18 protein-coding genes are annotated in these 19516 nt (G+C 61.8%); 9 read left to right on the top strand and 9 right to left on the bottom strand.

Translation table 11 applies throughout. The annotated features are described in order from the left end of the window. Positions 1–7: 7 nt before the first annotated feature. Entirely contained in the window at positions 8–529 is a 522-nt protein-coding gene (locus CLAM6_RS07795; protein WP_153635654.1) for a TetR/AcrR family transcriptional regulator, read from the bottom strand. Positions 530–913: 384 nt separating this feature from the next. Here CLAM6_RS07795 and CLAM6_RS07800 point away from each other — a divergent pair, with 384 nt between their 5' ends. From CLAM6_RS07800 to CLAM6_RS07810, 3 genes are all read left to right on the top strand, one after another. Next, on the top strand, positions 914–3064 hold the full coding sequence (locus CLAM6_RS07800) for a TonB-dependent siderophore receptor (RefSeq protein ID WP_242007778.1): 2151 nt from the start codon (positions 914–916) through the stop codon (positions 3062–3064). A gap of 475 nt (positions 3065–3539) precedes the next feature. Next, positions 3540–4433 carry a LysR family transcriptional regulator gene (locus tag CLAM6_RS07805; RefSeq protein ID WP_153635655.1) on the top strand — a complete coding sequence of 298 codons (894 nt, stop codon included), beginning with the start codon at positions 3540–3542 and terminating at the stop codon, positions 4431–4433. Between the two features lie 367 nt (positions 4434–4800). Next, a complete protein-coding gene (locus CLAM6_RS07810) occupies positions 4801–5502 on the top strand; it encodes an HD-GYP domain-containing protein (RefSeq protein ID WP_054556024.1) in 702 nt (233 codons plus the stop codon). A gap of 108 nt (positions 5503–5610) precedes the next feature. Here the strand turns inward: CLAM6_RS07810 and CLAM6_RS07815 are convergent, their stop codons facing one another. After that, positions 5611–6480 carry an urea carboxylase-associated family protein gene (locus tag CLAM6_RS07815; RefSeq protein WP_054556025.1) on the bottom strand — a complete coding sequence of 290 codons (870 nt, stop codon included), beginning with the start codon at positions 6478–6480 and terminating at the stop codon, positions 5611–5613. A 163-nt stretch (positions 6481–6643) separates the two neighbouring features. Then, on the bottom strand, positions 6644–8128 hold the full coding sequence (gene putP / locus CLAM6_RS07820) for a sodium/proline symporter PutP (RefSeq protein ID WP_153635656.1): 1485 nt from the start codon (positions 8126–8128) through the stop codon (positions 6644–6646). Positions 8129–8459: 331 nt separating this feature from the next. On the opposite strand from putP, the gene CLAM6_RS07825 reads away from it, so the two are divergent. Next, complete coding sequence (locus CLAM6_RS07825; protein WP_172978652.1) at positions 8460–9392, top strand: LysR substrate-binding domain-containing protein; 933 nt, start codon at positions 8460–8462, stop codon at positions 9390–9392. A 134-nt stretch (positions 9393–9526) separates the two neighbouring features. Here CLAM6_RS07825 and CLAM6_RS07830 read toward each other — a convergent pair whose 3' ends face one another. The 4 genes from CLAM6_RS07830 to CLAM6_RS07845 form a co-directional block, all read right to left on the bottom strand. After that, the gene (locus CLAM6_RS07830) at positions 9527–10840 is read right to left on the bottom strand and encodes an arsenic transporter (protein WP_153635658.1); all 1314 of its coding nucleotides are present in this window, start codon (positions 10838–10840) and stop codon (positions 9527–9529) included. Between the two features lie 61 nt (positions 10841–10901). Next, positions 10902–11651: an arsenical resistance protein ArsH gene (gene arsH / locus CLAM6_RS07835; RefSeq protein WP_242007779.1), complete on the bottom strand. Its 750-nt coding sequence runs from the start codon at positions 11649–11651 to the stop codon at positions 10902–10904. A 51-nt stretch (positions 11652–11702) separates the two neighbouring features. Then, positions 11703–12134, bottom strand: a complete 432-nt coding sequence (arsC, locus tag CLAM6_RS07840; RefSeq protein ID WP_153635659.1) for an arsenate reductase (glutaredoxin) — start codon at positions 12132–12134, stop codon at positions 11703–11705. Further along, on the bottom strand, positions 12127–12531 hold the full coding sequence (locus CLAM6_RS07845; protein ID WP_052384434.1) for an ArsR/SmtB family transcription factor: 405 nt from the start codon (positions 12529–12531) through the stop codon (positions 12127–12129). Before CLAM6_RS07845 ends, arsC begins: the two co-directional genes overlap by 8 nt. A gap of 176 nt (positions 12532–12707) precedes the next feature. Here CLAM6_RS07845 and CLAM6_RS07850 point away from each other — a divergent pair, with 176 nt between their 5' ends. Beyond that, entirely contained in the window at positions 12708–13091 is a 384-nt protein-coding gene (locus tag CLAM6_RS07850) for a hypothetical protein (protein WP_043332759.1), read from the top strand. A 61-nt stretch (positions 13092–13152) separates the two neighbouring features. Continuing rightward, positions 13153–14241: an NAD-dependent epimerase/dehydratase family protein gene (locus CLAM6_RS07855; protein ID WP_153635660.1), complete on the top strand. Its 1089-nt coding sequence runs from the start codon at positions 13153–13155 to the stop codon at positions 14239–14241. A 78-nt stretch (positions 14242–14319) separates the two neighbouring features. Here the strand turns inward: CLAM6_RS07855 and CLAM6_RS07860 are convergent, their stop codons facing one another. Beyond that, entirely contained in the window at positions 14320–14532 is a 213-nt protein-coding gene (locus CLAM6_RS07860; protein WP_153635661.1) for a DUF3820 family protein, read from the bottom strand. 135 nt (positions 14533–14667) lie between these two features. On the opposite strand from CLAM6_RS07860, the gene CLAM6_RS07865 reads away from it, so the two are divergent. After that, a complete protein-coding gene (locus CLAM6_RS07865) occupies positions 14668–16134 on the top strand; it encodes an aldehyde dehydrogenase family protein (RefSeq protein WP_153635662.1) in 1467 nt (488 codons plus the stop codon). 263 nt (positions 16135–16397) lie between these two features. Here CLAM6_RS07865 and CLAM6_RS07870 read toward each other — a convergent pair whose 3' ends face one another. Next, a complete protein-coding gene (locus CLAM6_RS07870; RefSeq protein ID WP_153635663.1) occupies positions 16398–17204 on the bottom strand; it encodes a sulfite exporter TauE/SafE family protein in 807 nt (268 codons plus the stop codon). A 306-nt stretch (positions 17205–17510) separates the two neighbouring features. Between CLAM6_RS07870 and CLAM6_RS07875 the strand changes: the two genes are divergently transcribed. Together CLAM6_RS07875 and CLAM6_RS07880 are read left to right on the top strand one after the other, a co-directional pair. After that, positions 17511–18185 carry a response regulator gene (locus tag CLAM6_RS07875; protein ID WP_153635664.1) on the top strand — a complete coding sequence of 225 codons (675 nt, stop codon included), beginning with the start codon at positions 17511–17513 and terminating at the stop codon, positions 18183–18185. Continuing rightward, a complete protein-coding gene (locus CLAM6_RS07880) occupies positions 18163–19497 on the top strand; it encodes an ATP-binding protein (protein WP_242007780.1) in 1335 nt (444 codons plus the stop codon). Before CLAM6_RS07875 ends, CLAM6_RS07880 begins: the two co-directional genes overlap by 23 nt. Positions 19498–19516 lie beyond the last annotated feature (19 nt).

The following is a 19516-nucleotide window of genomic DNA, read 5'->3' on the forward strand; positions in this document are numbered from 1 at the left end:
AGTGAGCTCATCGGTGGGGTGCTCCCAACAGGGTCAGTGTGGTGGAAAGTGCGGCCTCGATGGCCTTCTCGCCCAGCACCAGCCAGGCGGAGGAGGCGCCTTCATGGATCAGGAACAGCTCGGTGGCGAGGTCTGGGCGGCGGCTGCGTTGGCCGAGCCACTCGAGAATCTCGTGCTTGTGGCGGTCGACGGCCTCGCGCACCTGCGGGTTGTCGGGAAAGGCCGCCAGGGCATTGACCGACATGCAGCCGTTGGGTGCCTCGAACGCCATCCAGTGACCCAACCGCTGGTAGAGGTGGCTGAGCGCCGCAGCGCCATCCTCGGGCACTCCCTCTTCGAGGAAGGCCATATAGCGCTCGTGGCGATGCTGAAGCGCACCGATCACCATGCTCTCCTTGGAGGGGAAGTGGCGATAGAGGGTGCGCAGACTCACGTCTGACGCTGCCTTGAGCTCGGCAACACTCGGTTCTGCGAAGCCGCGCTGGCTGAAGAGCGTCTCCAGGCGGGCGGCGATATCGTGCTGGATCATGTCGGTGCCATGGTCGAATCAACGAGGGAGAGTGTTCGTTCTACCTGTGCAGGGTAGAGCGCCCATTCTCCCTGTGTCAATGCGGCGTTTCCCAAGCCTTGTGTCATTGCGCCCATGGTCTGACGTCGCGCATTGCGCGTGTGACGGTTCGACGTCAGTACAATTACGCAAATAGAGGTTTGCTGAGCGTTAAATAAGGCAAAGCTCAGGTCATTCCGCGGAAAAATCACGCACTTTTCGTTGCGGTAGCATTTGATAAAGATTAGCATTCGCGACTCATTTACTGGCGCGGGGGGCGTCAGTCATGGCCACTTTCTGCTCATCGAGCTGATGAAAGGTGTGGTTCAGCAGGACGCTGTCGCATCGCGTACAAAGGGTTTTCAGGTGCCAAATCATTCTCGGGATAGCGCTGCAAGCACGAACAAGGGACATTTCTCCTGCCTGATCTTCAGCCTGATGGCATTGCCGGGCACTTCGCTGGCGGCAGAGGGCGCCACCTCAAGCGAGTCGCCGGTCGCGAATTCGGTGATCGTGGTGACCGGAGAGCGTGAAGGCGAAGTGGCGCCGGGCAGCTACCGCGCCGAGGCCTCGAGCCTGGCCAACAAGCAGTCGGTGGACTTCCTCGAGCAGGCGCGCACCATCAATGTCGTGACCCAGCAGGTCACGCATGATTTTAATCTGGATGATCTGGAAGAGGCGCTGCAGCCGGTCGCGGGTATCCAGCTGGGCAACACCCTGGGGGGCACCGAAGACGGCTTCGTCAAGCGAGGCTTCGGTAGCAACAGCGATGGTTCGATGCTGATCGATGGCATCCGTCAGCCGCGCCGTACCTACACCACGGCGACCGTGGACCGCGTCGAGGTGCTCAAGGGACCGTCATCGCTCTTCCAGGGCCAGCAGAACCCCGGCGGCGTGATCAACATGGTCACCAAGCGTCCGCAGTACGAGACGCACACCGAGATCAGTGGCGAGGTCAGCTCCTTCGGCGGTGGCAATACCACCCTGGACACCACCGGCCCCATCGAGGACACCGGTCTGGCCTATCGCTTCATCCTCTCCCATGAGGATGAGGACTCCTGGCGCGAATACGGCAATGACCGTCGCACCACCATCGCCCCGTCACTGCGTTGGGAAGGCGAGCACAGCAGTGCCCAGATCAGCTACGAGTACCAGGACTACGAGCTGGATATCGATCGTGGCACCGTCTTCTACAACGGCAGCGCCGCCAACGTCACGCGTGGCACGCGTTTCGATGAATCCTGGAACCGCGTCTATGGCCATGACGAGTCCGTCAATGCCTGGTGGAAGCAGGAAGTCACCGACAACTGGGATATGAAGCTGACCTACGGCTGGACGCGTCGTCAGTACAGCGATGCACGCGCCAATGTCACCGATGTCAGCGACAGCGGCGATGTGACCGTGCGCGCCGAAGAGAACCAGGGCTATGATCGCAGCGAGCACTACACGGCGCTGGACGCCATGGGCGATGTCGAGATCGCGGGCCAGCGTCACCAGCTGGTCATCGGGGCGGACTACGAGACCACTCGCGACTATCTTGATGAGCGCTATTTCGGCGATTCCGTCACGGTTTCCACCGTCACCAACGTGAACCACGGCCAGCTGGCCCAGGTGACCTCCGACGACATCAATACCTCGCGCAGCAATCGTCTCGACGAGACCCAGGCCATCGGGGTCTATGTCAGCGACCGCTGGTATCTGACCGACAAGTGGATTCTGGGCCTTGGCGGGCGCTACACTTGGTTCGATCAGCAGAGCGGGCAGGGCGAGGACTTCGTGTCTGACCCCGATTACAGCGACGACCTGTTCCTGCCCTCCGCGAACCTGCTCTATCGCATCGACGATGCCAGCTCCGCCTACATCAGCTACAGCGAATCCTTCGTGCCGAATGGCAGCGACAGTGACAGCGGCGAGAGCCTCGACCCCGAGCTCGGCAAGGGCTACGAGATCGGTTACAAGCGTCAGTGGAATCCGCGTCTGGCGACCTCCGTGGCGCTTTACCAGATCCGCAAGGAAAACGTCGCAGTCACTGACAATGGTGTGACTCGCACCATCGGTGAAGCCGGCTCGCAAGGCCTGGAATTCAGCCTCGAAGGGGCCCTGACGGATCGCACTTCCTTGCTGTTCAGCTACGCCTACACCGATACCGAAGTGCTGGAGGATACCGAAGGCACCGAGGGCAATCGTCTGCCGAATGCGGCGCTCAACGCGGCCAGCCTCTATCTGGCACATGATCTGGCGATCGATCCGTCCTACGGCGAGTGGCGTGTCGGCGGTGGCGTGCGCTATGTCGGTGAGCGTGAAGGCGATGACGACAACAGCTTCTCGATGGATGCCTACACCGTGGCAGATGCCTTCGTCGGCTGGCGTCATGACTTCTTCGGCCCGGACACCGAATTCAAGCTGAATGCGAAGAACCTGTTCGATACGGGTTACTACTACGGCAGCGGCGGCGATACCCGCGTGCTGGTGGGTGACCCGATGGAAATCACCCTGTCAGCCAGCGTCGGCTGGTAATGCGGCTCCCTCTGGCAAGCTGACTCGCCAGGGACGGCTAGATGCCAGGATAGTCACGACATATAGACAGTCACGACATATAGACAGTCACGGCATCCAGACAGGCAAGACAGACGATATAAGCCAGTTTCGGAAGTCGGGTGATCTGGTGACCTGGTCATAGACTGGTGATCTGGTAATGGTCTGGTGATCTGGTAATGGGCTGGTGATCTAGAAATAAAAAGGGGCGCTCATCAGCGCCCCTTTTTGTATGCGTTATCTAACGCCAAGGATCTTCACGCGCCATTTGTCGTCTTGAAGACCTTGTGACAGAAGACGTCGATGCGGCTGGTAGACTGCTGGCATGATGCTCCGTGACTGACTGTCTTCGATCCCGTGTCTTCAATTACGTGTCTTCGGTCGAGTATCTTCGATTGAGTGTCTTGGCGTGCCTGCCTCTGTGTTCCCTCTCGACATCACACCTCTGGAGAGCCCCATGCTCGAGTCGCTTCCTCTGGCCGATATTCGTGCCTTCGTCATGACGGCGGATCATGGCAGCTTCACCCGCGCCGCCGATCAGTTGGGCGTGTCGCGGTCGCAGGTCTCCAAACAGGTGACTGCGCTTGAACAGGCACTGGGCGTGTCGCTGATGCAGCGTTCGACACGCTCGTTGCGACTCACCGAGAGCGGTCATCTGCTGCATGCCCAGTGTCGCAGTGCGTTGGGTGACATCACCCAGATCGTGACGCTGGTACGTGAGGAGCGCAATGCCATGCGCGGGAGGCTGCGCATCAACAGCGTCGGCGGGCCGATCGGCGAGCGGCTGCTGGCACCCGCCGTGCATGCCTTCATGCAGACATGGCCGCAAGTGCAGGTGGAGCTGGATTTCAGCAGTCATCGCGTGAACCTGATTCGTGACGATTTCGATATCGCCCTGCGCATGGGCGCCCTCGAGGATGCCGATTTCATCGCGCGTCCGCTGATGACATTGCCCTACGTGGTGGTGGCCAGCCCCGACTATCTCGCTCGCCATGGCGCGCCGAACACGCCCGGCGAGCTGGTGGATCACCGCTGCCTGGTTGGCTCGGTCTCGCGCTGGTCCTTCACCACGCGCGGGGCAGAGTCTCGCGAGTTGCAGGTGGACGTGGGTGGCCAGCTTGAGTGCCGCAACGGGCATGTGCTGGTCAGTGGTGCCATCGCCGGCAATGGCATCATTCGCGTGCCCAGGCTCTACTGTGAATCAGCCATCGCGAGAGGAGAGCTGCAGGAGTTGCTGAGTGACTGGCAGCCGGCGGATGTGCCGTTGTCATTGATCTATCATCGTGAGCGCCATCGTCCGCTGCGCACGGTGCGCTTGATCGAGCATCTGCTGGAATGGTTCGCGAGATGATATGCGCGCGTCTCTGAGCGCGGTATGCGTCATTGCTGCAATACGAATAAGGTAAAGATTTGATGAAGGAAACATTGAGACACGTCATTATTATCGCCTAATATTCACCAGGTACTTTTTATCACGTGCTGTCTATCAAGTCCTTTTTAGCAAGCCCTTTTTAGCAAGTGCAGGGTCTTGGAAGAGCTGGTCTTCGAAGCGGATATGAAGGCCCGAGCTTGCGAGACGGATGTGAAACACAAATCTAAAAAACGAACGACAAATAGGCATTCGTCATTTTGGGCTGATGCGACCCTATCTGGTGCATCGATCATGCGCCCCCTGATGACTCACGACCCTTGATAGGCAGATTGAACAGGGAGCCCCCATGAAACATGCCCTGTGCGCGACGCGATTCGCGCCCGCCGGTGATGCCCCCTTGCCGGATTACCTCTTCAAGCCGCCGCCCGGGGCGAAGACGCTCGAACCCGGGGTCCTGGCCTTGGCGCGCCTCCTTCATCGTCATCATGGCGATACCCTGGCGCATTCCTGGCGGGTGGCGGGGCTGACGGTATTTCTCTACGCAAGGCTGTTGCCGTCCGGTCAGCGCAAGGTGCCACTGCATGATCTGCATAGCGCGGCCTTGCTGCATGATATCGGCAAGGTCGGGATCTCGACGGAGCTTCTGAATGCCCCGCGTGCGCTCAGTGATGAGGAACGCGTCACGATGCGCGATCATGCCAGTCACGGCGGGCGCCTGTTGTTTACGCTGCGCGGCCCCCTGAGAGCGCTGGCCAGCCTGGTGGCGATCACCCACCACGAGGGTTGGAATGGCCAAGGCTATCCTGCCGGGTCCACCGGGGGTGCCTTGCCACTGCATTGTCAGGTAGCCGCGATGATGGATGTCTTCGATGCCCTGGCCTCGCCGCGCGCCTACAAGCCGGGTTGGTCGTTGAAGCGTCTGGTCGGATTGTTCAGCGAGGAATCCGGCAAGCAGTTTGATCCTCGCCTGATTGCCCGCATGGCGCCGCTCTGGACATCGCTGCACGCCGAACATCGCCGTTTGTATGAGCAGACAAGCCGGGGATAAGGCGGCGATGTCCATTCACGAAATGACAAAGCCCCCTGCCGAGAGTCTCGGCAGGGGGCTTTGTTACATCAGTATTCGATAAAGGCGGTCAGCGTACCAGAAGTCGCATCAGCAGCAGCGCTCACGCTTGATGGCGGCCCAGTCGGTGGTGGGGTGCTGGCGGCCGTGGTTGCCAGCGTAAGCCGCGACCTTGGGCGACTCCCAGCCTGCGAGAACATCGCCTTCCAGTCGGTAGATCTCGACACCGAGCGGGTTGCAGGTCTCGAGCGGGTCACGCGCATCAGGGCCCCACAGGTCCACTGACAGATCGCCACCCGGGCAGCAGGACATCGCGCACAGCAGGTCCGTCTCGGCGAAGAACTCTAGGTAATCACCCTTGCGTGCCGGGCAGGCCTTCATGAAGTACTTGTCTTCATTGTTGAGGCCGGTGCACTGGAAGATGTTGAGCACATCGTGGATATCGAATTCGGTCAGGCCCCAGGGCTCCACTGCACGCACCAGGTTGGAGTGACAGTGGTGATCGAAGTCCTCGCCGGTCAGCAGGCGATTGACGTAGGGGTCGCAGCGCGTGCCCAGCAGGTCATGCACGCGACCGCCTTCTGCATCGACGCCATAGTCGGCGAGGGTGTCATCGATGATGGTCGCCATCGGGCGCAGGTAGGGCAGTGTGGACCACAGGCGATCATAGGTGCTGACATGCGCGCGCTGCAGCTGGCGGGTGCGAGACGCCCACATGCGCTCACGCGGGTTGTGCAGGTTCCACATGTTGAAATCGCCGACCTGTGAACCTTCGGTGATCTTGATGCGCAGCACGTGGCCCGCCGGCACTTCCCACGCCAGGCCATCGCGCAGCGGCACGGTATGGGTCGCGACCAGGGTGCGCTCGGCCTTGCCTTCGGTGAGGCTGTCGTAGAAGTCGCGATCGACGTCCAGAATCGAACCCTTGCTGGCTTGATAGGCGGCAGGTACATCACTCATGACAGGACTCCTCGTAAATCGAAATTGGATCTGATGACCAGGCCGGACTGCCTAGAATTCGCTGCCCGGCTGGGGGCTTTCGTGCACTGCCGGCAAGTGTGATGACCGGCAGTGGCGGTATCTGCAGGGCGCAGGGAGAAATTCTTGATCCCCCTGCGCGGGGTCATGCCTGTTCGCGGCGCCAGTGCTTCATCAGACGGTCGAAGCAGGCGCTGGCGGCAGGTTCTGCGTTCATGCGGCTGACGATGACGACGGCGATCAGGGCGAACAGGAAGCCGGGTACGACCTCGAACATGTCGAATATCTCCAGCGGGCCGCCGCTCAGCGGCTTCCAGATCGCGACGGTGAGGGCACCGACCAGCAGGCCGGCGATGGCGCCATTGCGGGTCATGCCACGCCAGAACAGTGACAGCAGGATGACGGGACCGAAGGCGGCGCCGAAGCCACCCCAGGCGTAGGACACCAGGCCGAGGATGCTGCTGTCACGCTCGCTGCCCATCACGGTGGCGAGCAGTGCGATGCCGATCACGCTGGCACGGCTCAGCCAGACCAGCTCCTTCTGCGTTGCCTTGGGGCGAATCAGGCCACGGTAGATGTCTTCGGCGATGGCGCTGGAGCAGACCAGCAGCTGGGAATCGACGGTGCTCATGATCGCGGCCAGGACGCCGGCCAGAATGAAGCCTGCCACCCAGGGGTTGAGCATGATCTGGCTCAGGGAGATGAAGACACGCTCGCTGTCCGTGAGACCGCCACCCAGCTCACCGCCGAACCAGTAGTAACCCAGCACGCCCACTGATACCGCAGCCGCCATGGTGATGGCGGACCACAGCAGGGCGATACGCCGCGACACCTTGATATCTTCACGCTTGCGCACGGCCATGAAACGCACCACGACGTGTGGCTGGCCACAGTAGCCGATCGCCCAGCCGGCCAGCGACAGCATGCCCAGGAAGGTCACGCCTTCCATCAGGCCACCGATGGGGGCGACATCCTGCGCCGCTGCCGGGGCGGCTGCGCCATCGCCGAACAGCGCCACTGCCGTCATGGCAGCCACGGCACACAGCGAGGCGGCCATCATCAGGCCTTGGATGAGGTCGGTCCATGAGGCGGCGAGGAAGCCACCGAGGAAGGTATAGCCGACGATGACCAGCGCGCCCAACCACAGTGCGACGCGGTAATCGATGTCGAAGAGACCTTCGAACAGCACGGCACCACCGACCAGACCCGCCGAGACATAGAAGGTGAAGAACACCAGCATGACCACGGAAGACAGGGTACGCAGCACGCGTGAGCGGTCTTCGAAACGCGCTTCCAGATAATCCGGCACCGTCAGCGCATTGCCGGCCGCTTCGGTGAACACGCGCAGTCGCTCGGCGACCAGGGTCCAGTTCAGGTAGACGCCGACCAGGGTCCAGACCGCGATCCAGGCTTGCGAGAGGCCACCACTGAAGATGGCGCCGGGCAGGCCCATCAGGGCCCAGCCGCTGAGATCGGAAGCGCCGGCACTCAAGGCCGCGACGCTTGGCGGCAAGCCGCGTCCCCCGAGTATGTAATCCGACAGATTGTGGGTGATGCGATAGAAGTAGATGCCGATGCCCAGCATCAGCAGCAGATAGAGCCCGAACGACAGCAGGACAGGTAAGTTCATCCTAGGAGACCTCATGGTGACGCCGAGGCGTCTTGTTATTGTTCACCAGTGGTGTCGTGTTGCAGCAGGCTTGCGCGGAACAAGCAGCGGGGAGCTGGCAATATCACTGACACCTTCACCTTAGCCATGAGGTGGATTGCAGAAAACTGACCATTTTTCGTTTAACCTATGACTTCATATCATGGGTTGCCGTCACATGCTGGTTGACGCCTTTCTTCCATCAGGGCGCTGCTCGCAAGCACTCAGCCCAGCGCTTGGCACAGGAACTCGGCACCCAGTTTCTGGCACCCGGTTTCTGGCCCCCGGCCAGGCCAGTCATCAAGGACATCCCATGCGACCCAGTCTGTCATCGCTCAATGCCTTCGAGGTCGTGTCACGCCTGGGGAGCATCACCGCGGCTGCGGATGAGCTCAACATCACCCAGTCGGCGGTGAGTCACCAGATCCGCCGCCTGGAGGCCACGCTGGAAGTCAGTCTGCTGGAGCGGGCCGGACGCGGCGTGGTGCTGTCACACGCCGGGCGCCGACTGGCCGATGGCCTGCAGGCCGGCTTTGCCAGAATCGAGCAGTCGGTGGCCGAATTCGAGGTCGACCCACAAGGGGTGCATCAGCGTCGCCAGCTGCGCGTCAGCTGTCTTCCCTCGGTGGCGGTGCGCTGGCTGATCCCGCGGCTCAACAGCTTTCGCGAGCAATGCCCCGATATCGCGGTCAGCCTGCAATATGCCGGCATCAGTGCGCGTGGGCTGCTGCCGGAGCTCGATGTGATGATCACCTGGCAGGACGAACTCCCGGACAAGGCATCACAGGCGTTCCGCTTGTTCTCGGGGGCCACCCAGCCGGTGGCCAGTCCGCTGTATCTGGAGCATCACCGCCGCCCGACCCAGCCGGCAGACCTGTTGAAGCTGGAGCTGATCCACGATCAGTCGCGCCAGCCCTGGCATGACTGGTTCAACAACTGCGGGCTGTATCCCTCCCAGCTCGACAAGGGCGATCTCTATCAGGATTTCAGTCTGCTGAGTGCTGCGGTGGTCGCGGGGCAAGGGGTCGCGCTGTGTCCGCCACGCCTGATCCGCAAGGAGCTTGAGGATGGCACCCTGGAATGCCTGTTCGAGATGGCTGCGAACCGCCAGCGTGCCTACTGGCTATTCCATCACCCGCAGCCCGCCAGGCACGTGCAGCAATTCTGCAACTGGATGCGCGCGCAGATCGCCGCCGAGGGTGAAGCGGCCGACAGCGGAGTCATCGTCAGCCGCCGCCAGCCCTGACGGCGGACATCTCTATCTCGGGCAATGACGCACGCAACGCAAAAGTCCCGCCGGGATTCGGCGGGGCTTTCTTGTGCAAGTGGTCATGTCATGACGGCCTGAGCCATGGCCCTTGGCCAGGAGATGGCGGCCTCTCAGCCGTTGAGCACGCCCAGCCAGGCCCACAGGCCGAGCAGGGTGGCGATCAGCACCGGCGGCGTCAGCACCAGGCCGACCTTCATGTACTGCCCCCAGCTGATGTGATGGCCTTTCTGATCGAGCACATGCAGCCACAGCAGTGTGGCGAGACTGCCGATCGGGGTGAACTTGGGCCCCAGATCATTGCCGATCACGTTGGCGTAGACCATCAGCTCACGCGTCGCGTCACTGACCTGCTGCGTGGTGAGGTGGTCGATGGCCAGCGCGCCGATCAGCGTGGCAGGCATGTTGTTCATCACCGAGGCGGTGACGGCGGCCAGCACGCCGGTGCCGAGGGTGGCGACCAGCTCGCCCTGACTGGCAAGCCAGGCGAGGATGTCGCTGGCGTGATCGGTCAGGCCGGCATTGCCCAGCCCGTAGACCACCAGATACATGCCCACCGAGAACAGCACGATCTGCCACGGCGCGCCGCGCAGCACCGGGCCGAGTTCGATCACGGCATCACCGCTGCCCAGCCAGCGCCCGGCGATGGCCAGCAGAATCAGCGCGGCGCTGCCGGTGACGACGGCGAGCGGAATGCCCAGCGGCGCGGTCACGAAGTAGGACACCAGCAGCACCCCCAGCAGCGGGAAGGCTGCGCGGAATACCTGGCGGTCCTTGATGGCGCTCGATGGTGCCTCGAGCTTCTCCAGCGCGTAGTGCGAGGGCAGCTCCTTGCGGAACATCAGCCACAGCACGATCAGCGTGGCGGCCAGCGCGATCAGATCGACCGGCACCATCACGGCGGCGTAATGCGTGAAGGAGATGTCGAAGTAGTTGGCGCTGACGATGTTGACCAGATTCGAGATCACCAGCGGCAGGCTGGTGGAGTCGGCCACGAAGCCGGTGGCGATGATGAAGGCCAGCGAGGCCGCCGCCGAGAATTCCAGGCGCACCAGAATCGCGATCACGATCGGCGTCAGCAGCAGGGCGGCGCCATCATTGGCGAAGAAGGCCGCGATCACCGCGCCCAGCAGCACGATGAGCGGAAACAGCTTGCGTCCGTTGCCGCCGCCCCAGCGCGCGACATGCAGCGCGGCCCAGCTGAAGAAGCCCGCCTCATCGAGGATCAGCGAGATGATGATCAGCGCCACGAAGGTGAAGGTGGCGTCCCAGACGATATCCCAGACCACCAGCACATCCGGCAGATTGACCACGCCGCAGGCCAGCGCGACCACGGCGCCGCCGAGGGCGCTGGTGCCGATGCCCAGCCCGCGTGGCTGCCAGATCACCAGTGCCAGCGTGATGGCGAAGATTGCCAAGGCAAGCATGACGTCTCCTTGTCGAGGGTGAAGAGTAAGTGAGAAGCCGCGTGCGCGACCGCGGATTGCGTCAGATCGTGCTCTGGTTGACGCGACGGGAGACCTCTTCGGCGCTCTCGACACGCTCCGAGTAGCGCTCGGTCAGATAGGCGCTGCGGTCGCGGTTCATCCAGGTGAACTTCATCAGCTCTTCACAGACATCGACGATGCGCAGATACAGCGGCGACAGGCGCATGCGGCCATGCTCGTCGAATTCATTGAAGGCCTTGGGCACGGATGACTGGTTGGGGATGGTCAGCATGCGCATCCAGCGGCCCAGAATGCGCAGCTGGTTGACGCTGTTGAAGCTCTGGCTACCACCACTGACCTGCAGGATGGCCAGCGTTTTGCCCTGGGTGGGGCGCACGCCGCCCAGTGACAGGGGAATCCAGTCGATCTGCGCCTTCATGATCGAGGTCATCGCGCCGTGGCGCTCCGGGCTTGCCCACAGCATGCCCTCGGACCACTGGGCCAGCTCGCGCAGCTCCTGCACCTTGGGATGATCGGCCTCGCAGTCATCCGGCAATGGCAGGCCGGCTGGCGAGTAAAGGCGCACCTCGGCACCGAAGGCACGCAGCAGGCGCGCCGCTTCCTCGGCGGCGAAGCGTGAGAAGGAACGCTCACGCAGGGAGCCGTACAACACCAGAATGCGCGGCGCGTGACGCGGGGCATCCGGCCCGACCAAGCGATCGATCTCCAGCGGTCGCCAGTGCTCGGCATCGATATTGGGCAGGTCGGCGAGTGCCGCTTTCATCTCGTCGGTCATGAGTTCATTGGTCATGGTGTCGCCTGTGGGCAGGTGCGACGTGTCGGGAGTGTGTGCGTTCATGATTCAGGTCCTGGGGGCGTGGACGACGTCGCCGTCTTCCTTGGTGTATTGCGCGACCGGGTTGTCCAGCAGCTCCAGTACCGCCTCCGACGGGCGGCACAGACGCGTGGCCTGCGGCGTGACCACGATGGGGCGATTGATCAGGATCGGGTGGGCCATCATGGAGTCGATCAATGCCGCATCGCTCAAGGCCGGGTCATCCAGATTGAGCTCGTCATAGGGCGTGCCCTTGCGGCGCAGCAGCGGGCGCGGGCCACCTCCCATGGCGGCAATCAGGGATTCCAGCGTCTCGCGCGTCGGCGGCGTGACCAGATACTCGATCACCTCCGGTGTCTCGCCGGAGGCCTTGAGCATGGCCAGCACATTGCGTGACGTACCGCAGGCCGGGTTGTGATACATCGTGATCTTGCCGGAAGAACGGGCGGAATCAGTCATCGTTGCGAGGCTCCTGAGAAGCACAGGGGGTGGAAGAGGCGCTGCAGTCGGGCACGGTGAGCGAGGCCAGCAGTGGGTCGCAGACCACCGAGGAGCCCGCGCAGCAGTCACGTACCAGAAACTGCACGGTGGCGAGCATGTGCTCGAGATTGGCGCGGTAGATCAGTGAGCGGCCTTCGCGCTGGGAGTGGATCAGCCCCGCGCGGCTCAATACGCCCAGATGGGTCGAGAGCGTGTTGTGCGGCACCTCGAGACGCCGTGCGATCTCGCCGGCGGGCAGGCCTTGTGGCTCATGGCGGACCAGCAGGCGAAACGTGTCCAGACGCGTGGCCTGGGACAGCGCCGCGAAGGTGTCCAGTGTGGCCTGCGGGTCGGGCAGGCTGTCGGAGTCATTCATTTGATCTGTCCATATGTCGAGACTTGTCGAAATGACGATGGCGTGATGATAGATCAGCGTGCCGCAGATGGGAAGATGCACGAGACGATGCCGGGGGATGCATCCCGGTCAGGCATTTGCCCGGCAGTATTGGTAGCATGTGCGCCATTGATTACCGGACAAGGGAAGATGGCACGATGATGATGGTATTGCAGATTTTGGGCGGCTTCGTGCTGACCGCAGGGGTACTGCTGGCGGCAGTGCCGGAGCTGGTCAACCGCTTCAAGGGCCCGAACGACACGCCGCAGACAGTGCCGAAGGAGACCGGCGCGGCGATCTCGCGGCGCATTCGTTGGGGCTGGGTCATCGCGGTGGGGTATCTGTTGATGTATCCGCCGATCGGCCTGGGTGTGTTGCCGGTGCTGGTGACGCTCGCGGTGGCAGGTATCGCCGGCATCATGACGGCCCGTCTGATGGGGCTGATGCTGGATGGCATCGAGATGCGCCATCTGTTCCGCTTCGCCGCCGAGTCGCTGATTCTGGGCGGCCTGTGGACCTGGTTCGTCAAGCTGTCTGCCTGACGCCATTGCCGCGCACACTGTGCCGTCAGATCGCCATTTACTGCATTCCGGGAGTCCGTCCATGCCGCTCAATGCGTCTACGCAAGCCTTGTTGGCAGGGCTGGAGCGATCGCGCCCGGTACTGGTGACCGGCGCGACCGGCTATGTGGCGGGGCAGCTGATTCGTCGCTTGCTGGAAGAAGGCCTGACGGTGCATGCCGCCGTGCGCGATCCCGGCAATAGCGAACGTCTGGCGGCGCTCATGGCACTGTGCGAGCGCTTGCCGGGGGAGCTACGTGTCTTCGCCAGCGATCTGCTCAAACCGGGTTCCTACGCTCAGGCGATGGCAGGCTGTGGGGTGGTCTTTCATACCGCCTCGCCCTTCGTGGTCAGTGTCCTGGACCCTGAGCGCGATCTGGTGCGTCCGGCAGTGGAGGGCACGCGCAATGTGCTGGAAGAGGCCAATCGTCACGCCAGTGTCGAACGGGTGGTGCTGACCAGCAGCTGTGCCGCCATCTACAGCGACAATGCCGATGCGCTGGATACGCCGCGCGGCTGTTTCGACGAGAGTGTCTGGAACACCACGGCATCGCTTGAGCATCAGGCCTATTCCCATTCCAAGACGCTGGCGGAACAGGCCGCCTGGCAGATCGCCGAGCAGCAGTCGCGCTGGCGGCTGGTGGTGATCAACCCCTCGCTGGTGCTCGGCCCCGCGATCAGCGATGACACGCGCGGCGAATCCTTCAGCCTGATGACCCAGCTATGCGATGGCACGCTCAGGATAGGCGCGCCGGATTACGGCATGGGCGTGGTGGATGTGCGGGATGTGGCCGAGGCGCATCTGGCGGCAGGATTTCTGCCCACGGCCAATGGGCGTCATCTGGTCTCCGGGCACTCCTCAAGCTTCATCGAACTGGGACGCCTGTTGCGTCGTCACGCCGGCCCGCAGTACGCGATTCCCACTCGCCAGTTGCCCAAATGGCTGGTGTGGCTGGCGGGTCCGCTGGCCAACAAGGCAGTGACCCGCAAGGTCGTCGCGCGCAACGTGGGCCATCCCTTCGTCTTCGACAATACCCGCAGCCGCGAGCAGCTGGGTCTGATCTACCGGCCCCTCGAGGCGACGCTGCACGACATGTTCGATCAACTGGAGGCCAGCGGCCGCCTGTCGTGATTCCCACTCGCTGACTTGTCCGCGACGCTGCGGCTTGCGCAGCTCTTCTGTATTTCACTCCCTCAGCGCCTCAGTCCCTCAGCGCCGCCGCAGCGGCTCCAGCAACGCATTCAACCCGTTGTGATCAATCTCGTGCATCAGCGCGAGCAGGCGACCGATCTCGCCCTGCGGAAACCCCTTGCGCGCAAACCAGCCCACATAATCCCCGGGCAGGTCGGCAATCAGGCGTCCGGCATACTTGCCATAGGGCATCTGGCGGGTCGTCAGTTTCTGCAGGTCTTCAGGGCTCATCCTTTGACTCTCATTCGGTTTCGGTAGGGGGATGCTCTCAGTTGGCGGTGCCATTCTGGCATAGCTGAGTTGCGGTGGTTGGGTTTTGCCACACTATCGCCATGTCTCCTGTAACCCCATAGCACGGAGAGACTCATGCCTCGCGATTACCAGAACCTGGAGCAGCTACCTCTCGCCGGTGAATGGCGTGCCGGACGAGCCGGCAAGACGCTCGAGGTGGTGGACCCCTTCGATCAGAGCTCTCTGCTCTCTATTTCCATGGCCAACGCCGAGGATCTCGACGCCAGCTATCGCAAGGCGCGCGATGTTCAGCCTGACTGGGCCCAGACGCCGGCAAGCGAGCGCGCGGGCGTGATGCACAAGGTGGTGGAGCTGATGGATGAGCGACGCGAGGAGCTGCTCGGCTGGTTGATTCGTGAGTCCGGCAGTACCCGCATCAAGGCGCAGGCGGAGCTGGCCGCGGCTCGCGCGATCACGCTGGAATCTGCCGCGATGGCCAACCGCGTGGCCGGGATGGCGATGGAGGCTCAGGTGCCGGGCAAGGAGAGCCGTGTCTTTCGCAAGCCGCTGGGTGTTATCGGTATCATCAGCCCGTGGAATTTCCCGCTGCATCTGACCCAGCGTTCCCTGGCACCGGCACTGGCGCTTGGCAACAGCGTCGTCATCAAGCCGGCGAGTGACACGCCGCTGACGGGTGGCCTGCTGCTGGCCAGATTGTTCGAGGAGGCGGGCCTGCCTGCCGGCGTCTTGAGCGTGGTGGTCGGTTCCGGCAGCGAGATCGGCGATGCCTTCGTGGATCACGAAGTGCCGAGGCTGATCTCCTTCACCGGTTCCACCCAGGTAGGCAAGGGCATCGGCAAGCGCGCCGTCGGTGGTGATCACCTCAAGCATGTTGCCCTGGAACTGGGTGGTAACAGCCCCTTCGTGGTGCTCGATGATGCGGATATCGATCAAGCCGTGAGTGCAGCCTTGATGGGCAAGTTCCTCCATCAGGGGCAGATCTGCATGGCCATCAATCGCATCATCGTCGATGAGTCGGTCCATGATGACTTCGTGGCACGCTTCGTAGGTCGCGCCCGTGCGCTCAAGATGGGCAATCCCGCAGGTGATGACACCGTCATAGGCCCTATCATCAATGCCAAACAGCGTGACGGGTTGCTCGAGATGATCGAGACAGCCAAGGCCGAGGGTGCCAAGGTGATGCTGGAGGGTGAGACACAAGGCCAGCTGGTGCCGCCGCATGTGTTCATCGATGTCACCAATGACATGAGTCTGGCCCGCAACGAGATATTCGGGCCCTTGGTCGGCATCCAGAAGGCCCGTGATGAAGCGCACGCGCTGGAACTTGCCAATGGCACCGAATATGGCCTCTCGGCATCCGTCTTCACCGCAGATATCGCGCGTGGCGAGCGTTTCGCGCGTCAGGTCGAGTCTGGCATGGTGCACGTCAATGACATGCCGGTGAACGATGATCCGCGCGCACCCTTCGGTGGCGAGAAGAACTCCGGCCTGGGGCGCTTCAATGGCGACTGGGTGCTCGAGGAGTTCACCACCGATCAGTGGGTCAGCGTGCAGGTCGAACCTCGTCAGTACCCGTTCTGATCTCTCTGATCTGTAGTTGACGCATGACAAGCAGCGCCCCGCTCAGCCTGATGCCTGAGCGGGGCGCTTTTGATGGTGGGTAATGCTGACGCGTCGTGATGGGCGGAGCAGGCAACAAGGCCAGCTGAGTGTGATACCCGGGGCATCCCTGTCGAGAGGACAGGGGGGCAAGCTGTGATCATCAGCGCACCGGTCATGATCAACAGCGCAACCGCCAGATGTCCCATGCGCGAGAAGCGGATCAGAGCGTGGCTGGCGGCGGATCAATGACTGATCAGAGAGACACTCCCCAGCCAGGCAAGCCTTAGCGCCAGCAACGACAGCGCCCATTTGAACAGGCCGTCGAAATGCCGGTTGGAGACGCGATCCAGAAAGCGCAGTCCGAGCCGGGTGCCGATCAGGCCCGCGCCGATCATCAGCACGATCAGGGGCAACCACTCCTGGAAGACGAAGCCGGCCATACCGAAGATGAACGCCTTGGTGAGGTGTTGCGCGACCATGCAGGCCGCGAAGGTCGCCACCTTGGTGTGACGCGCGCCGCCGCCTTGCTTGATGAAGCTTGCGACCAGTGGGCCGCTGGCACCGATCAGACTTGAAAGAAAGGTGGTGATGGCACCGGCGATCAAGGTGCCCGTGCGGCTCAAAGCTCGCTTGGGTAGTGCCGGCCCCCAGCAGGTGAACAGCACGAACAGCGCGATGGAAAGCTCCAGCACCCCTTCAGGCAAGCGGATCAATACCCAGGCCGCGACCAGCGCACCCAGCGCCACACCGGGCAGAAAGGCCAGCAGACGGCGCATGTCGATATGGCGCCACGTCATCGCCATGCGCCCGCCGTTGGAGCCCAGCTGCACCATGCCATGCACCGGAATCAGGGCAGCGGCAGGCATCAACTGCGCCATGAACATGATCAGCAGGGTGCCGCCGCCAACCCCGACGGCAGCGGACATGGCTGACGTCAGCAGGGCAAGCAACAACAACGCGCAGACGATAGGCAACGAGAGTGGGAAATACTGCGCGAGGCCCTCAAGCAGGCTTGCGAGGTAGGGAAAATCGGCGGGACTGGCGAGCATTGCGGGCATCCTGTGGAGATAGCCAATAAAGATGGATAGGGGGTCAGGCAGCCGACATGACGTATGACCTGCCTGACAGGCGTGCAAGGCTACCGTGACCAAGAGGCGCTATCCAGCCAAGCGTACGTGGCTGAATAGCACATGGGAGATTCGAGCGGCTTCGCGTGGTGGAGAGATTGCATGTTGCTGTCTTTTCAGCCAGTGATCAGCTTTCCCCTATAGGATGGTGAGGCTTACCATGGCATGTTGGTTTAGCCATATGCCGCAGTGTTCAGTGGGTGTTTTGTGGATCAGGAGAAAGCTGGCATGAAGCTGTTGTTGCTTGAAGATGATGACCTGCTGGCGGAAAGCCTGGCCGAGCTGCTTGAGGACAATGGTTATCGACTGGATGTCTCCTCCAATTTGAATGATGCGCAAGCCTTCATGGCAACCGAGCAGTACGCGCTGGCCATTCTGGATCTGGGACTACCGGACGGCTCCGGGTTGGATTTGCTCAAGCGCTGGCGTCAAGGTCAGGTGGATATTCCGATACTGATTCTCACGGCCCGTGACACGTGGGAAGACAAGGTCGTCGGTTTGCGCAGCGGGGCAGATGATTACCTGACCAAGCCATTTCATGAAGCAGAGTTGCTGGCACGTCTTCATGCGCTGCTTCGGCGTCGTCAAGGGGCAAGTCATGGGTATCTTCAGGTGAGCGGAATTCAGCTGGATGAAGAGGCGCAGCGTGTGTGCTGTGATGGAGAGCAGTGGGCGAGCTTGACGGCCACCGAATTTCGCCTGTTACGGTACCTCATGCATCATCCAGACAGAGTGCACTCCAAGACACAGTTGCTGGATCAGCTATATGCCCTGGAGCAGGACGCCGCGGCGCCCAATCTGGTAGAAGTCTATATCGCTCGCCTTCGCCGCCGCCTGGGCAAGGACTTGATACAGACCCGCCGCGGACAGGGGTATCTGCTTGTTTCACATCGATCGTCGTAGCCTTCGTTTTCGCCTGCTGACCCGCCTGGGAGGTGCATCCCTCGCGGTGGTGTTGTTTGCCTGGTATCTGCATGGCTTCTTTCTCCACGAGCTGGCGAAGGACTTTCTTGGGGAGCGTCTCAAGGATGAGGCATCGCATATCGTCACCTTGCTCAAGAAGGATGAGCGGCCTGTTGCCCAGCTCATGGCAGCGGCCCGTGAGGAATCTCTGAGCTTTCATCATTTCTATGTGTTGCGAGTCGGGGAGAAGGTCAGTACCTCGTTGCCTGCCTTGCCGACGCAGATGCTCCCTTTGCTTGAGGGCAAGGGGGATGCGTTATTCATGCATCAGTTTCAGCAACAGCCACTGTTGGTCTATCGGCACGTCTTCGATATCCGCGGGGACGCGGTGCAATTGTTGATTGCCGAGAATTTCTCGCCAGTGGAGCAGGGCTTGACCCGAGTTCATTGGTGGATCGCCGCCAGCGCCATCCTGTTGTGGGGGATTCTGATATCACTCAATCTGCTGGCGGTAAGGCGGGGGCTCAAGCCGTTGAGTGTCCTGCGCCATCAATTGAGTGAACTTCAGTCCGGGTATCGAAAGCGGATTGAGCTTGAGGCCCCTTCCGAGCTTGATGCGCTGGTATCACAGCTCAACACCTTGCTGGATGAGTTTGATCTTAGGTTGACTCGTTCACGAGAGTCTGTGGCGAATCTGTCCCATGCGCTCAAGACACCTCTGGCGGCACTGACACAGGTGCTGCGTGGCAAGCGACCGATCAATGAGGTACGTCGTGGCAAGATGCTGCAACGTGTAGAGACGATTCATTCCCAGCTGGAGACAGAACTCAGGCGAGCCCGCATTGCTGGCCCGCGCGCCGGTCAGACAACACGCCCGGTTGAAGAGGCCCAGCGCTTGATCGAGATGTTCCAGGGGATCTATCCGCAGCGTACCTTCTTGCTGGAGTGTCTGGGCGTATCTAATGAGCATGCGGATAGCTGGGTGAATGTCGAGACACAGGATTTCACCGAAATGCTCGGCATATTGCTGGATAATGCGGGCAAGTGGTCTGTCAATCAGGTGCAATGCCGATTGACGATAGAGAGTGACCAGATCGTGCTCTGCGTCGAGGATGATGGTCCGGGGGTGCCGCAGGCACAGTTGGCCCATCTTGGCGAGCGTGGGTGGCGTCAGGACGAAACTCACCCGGGTTATGGGTTGGGGCTCTCCATTCTTGCCCATCTCGTCAAGCATTACGCTGGTTGCGTGAGCTACTCAACAGCCGGCGCAGGGGGATTGAGAGCCGAGGTGCATCTGCCCACACGCAAATAGGCACTCCATTCAGGTTCGT

The organism is Cobetia sp. AM6 (assembly GCF_009617955.1).
GTDB classification, from domain to species: Bacteria; Pseudomonadota; Gammaproteobacteria; order Pseudomonadales; family Halomonadaceae; genus Cobetia; species Cobetia amphilecti.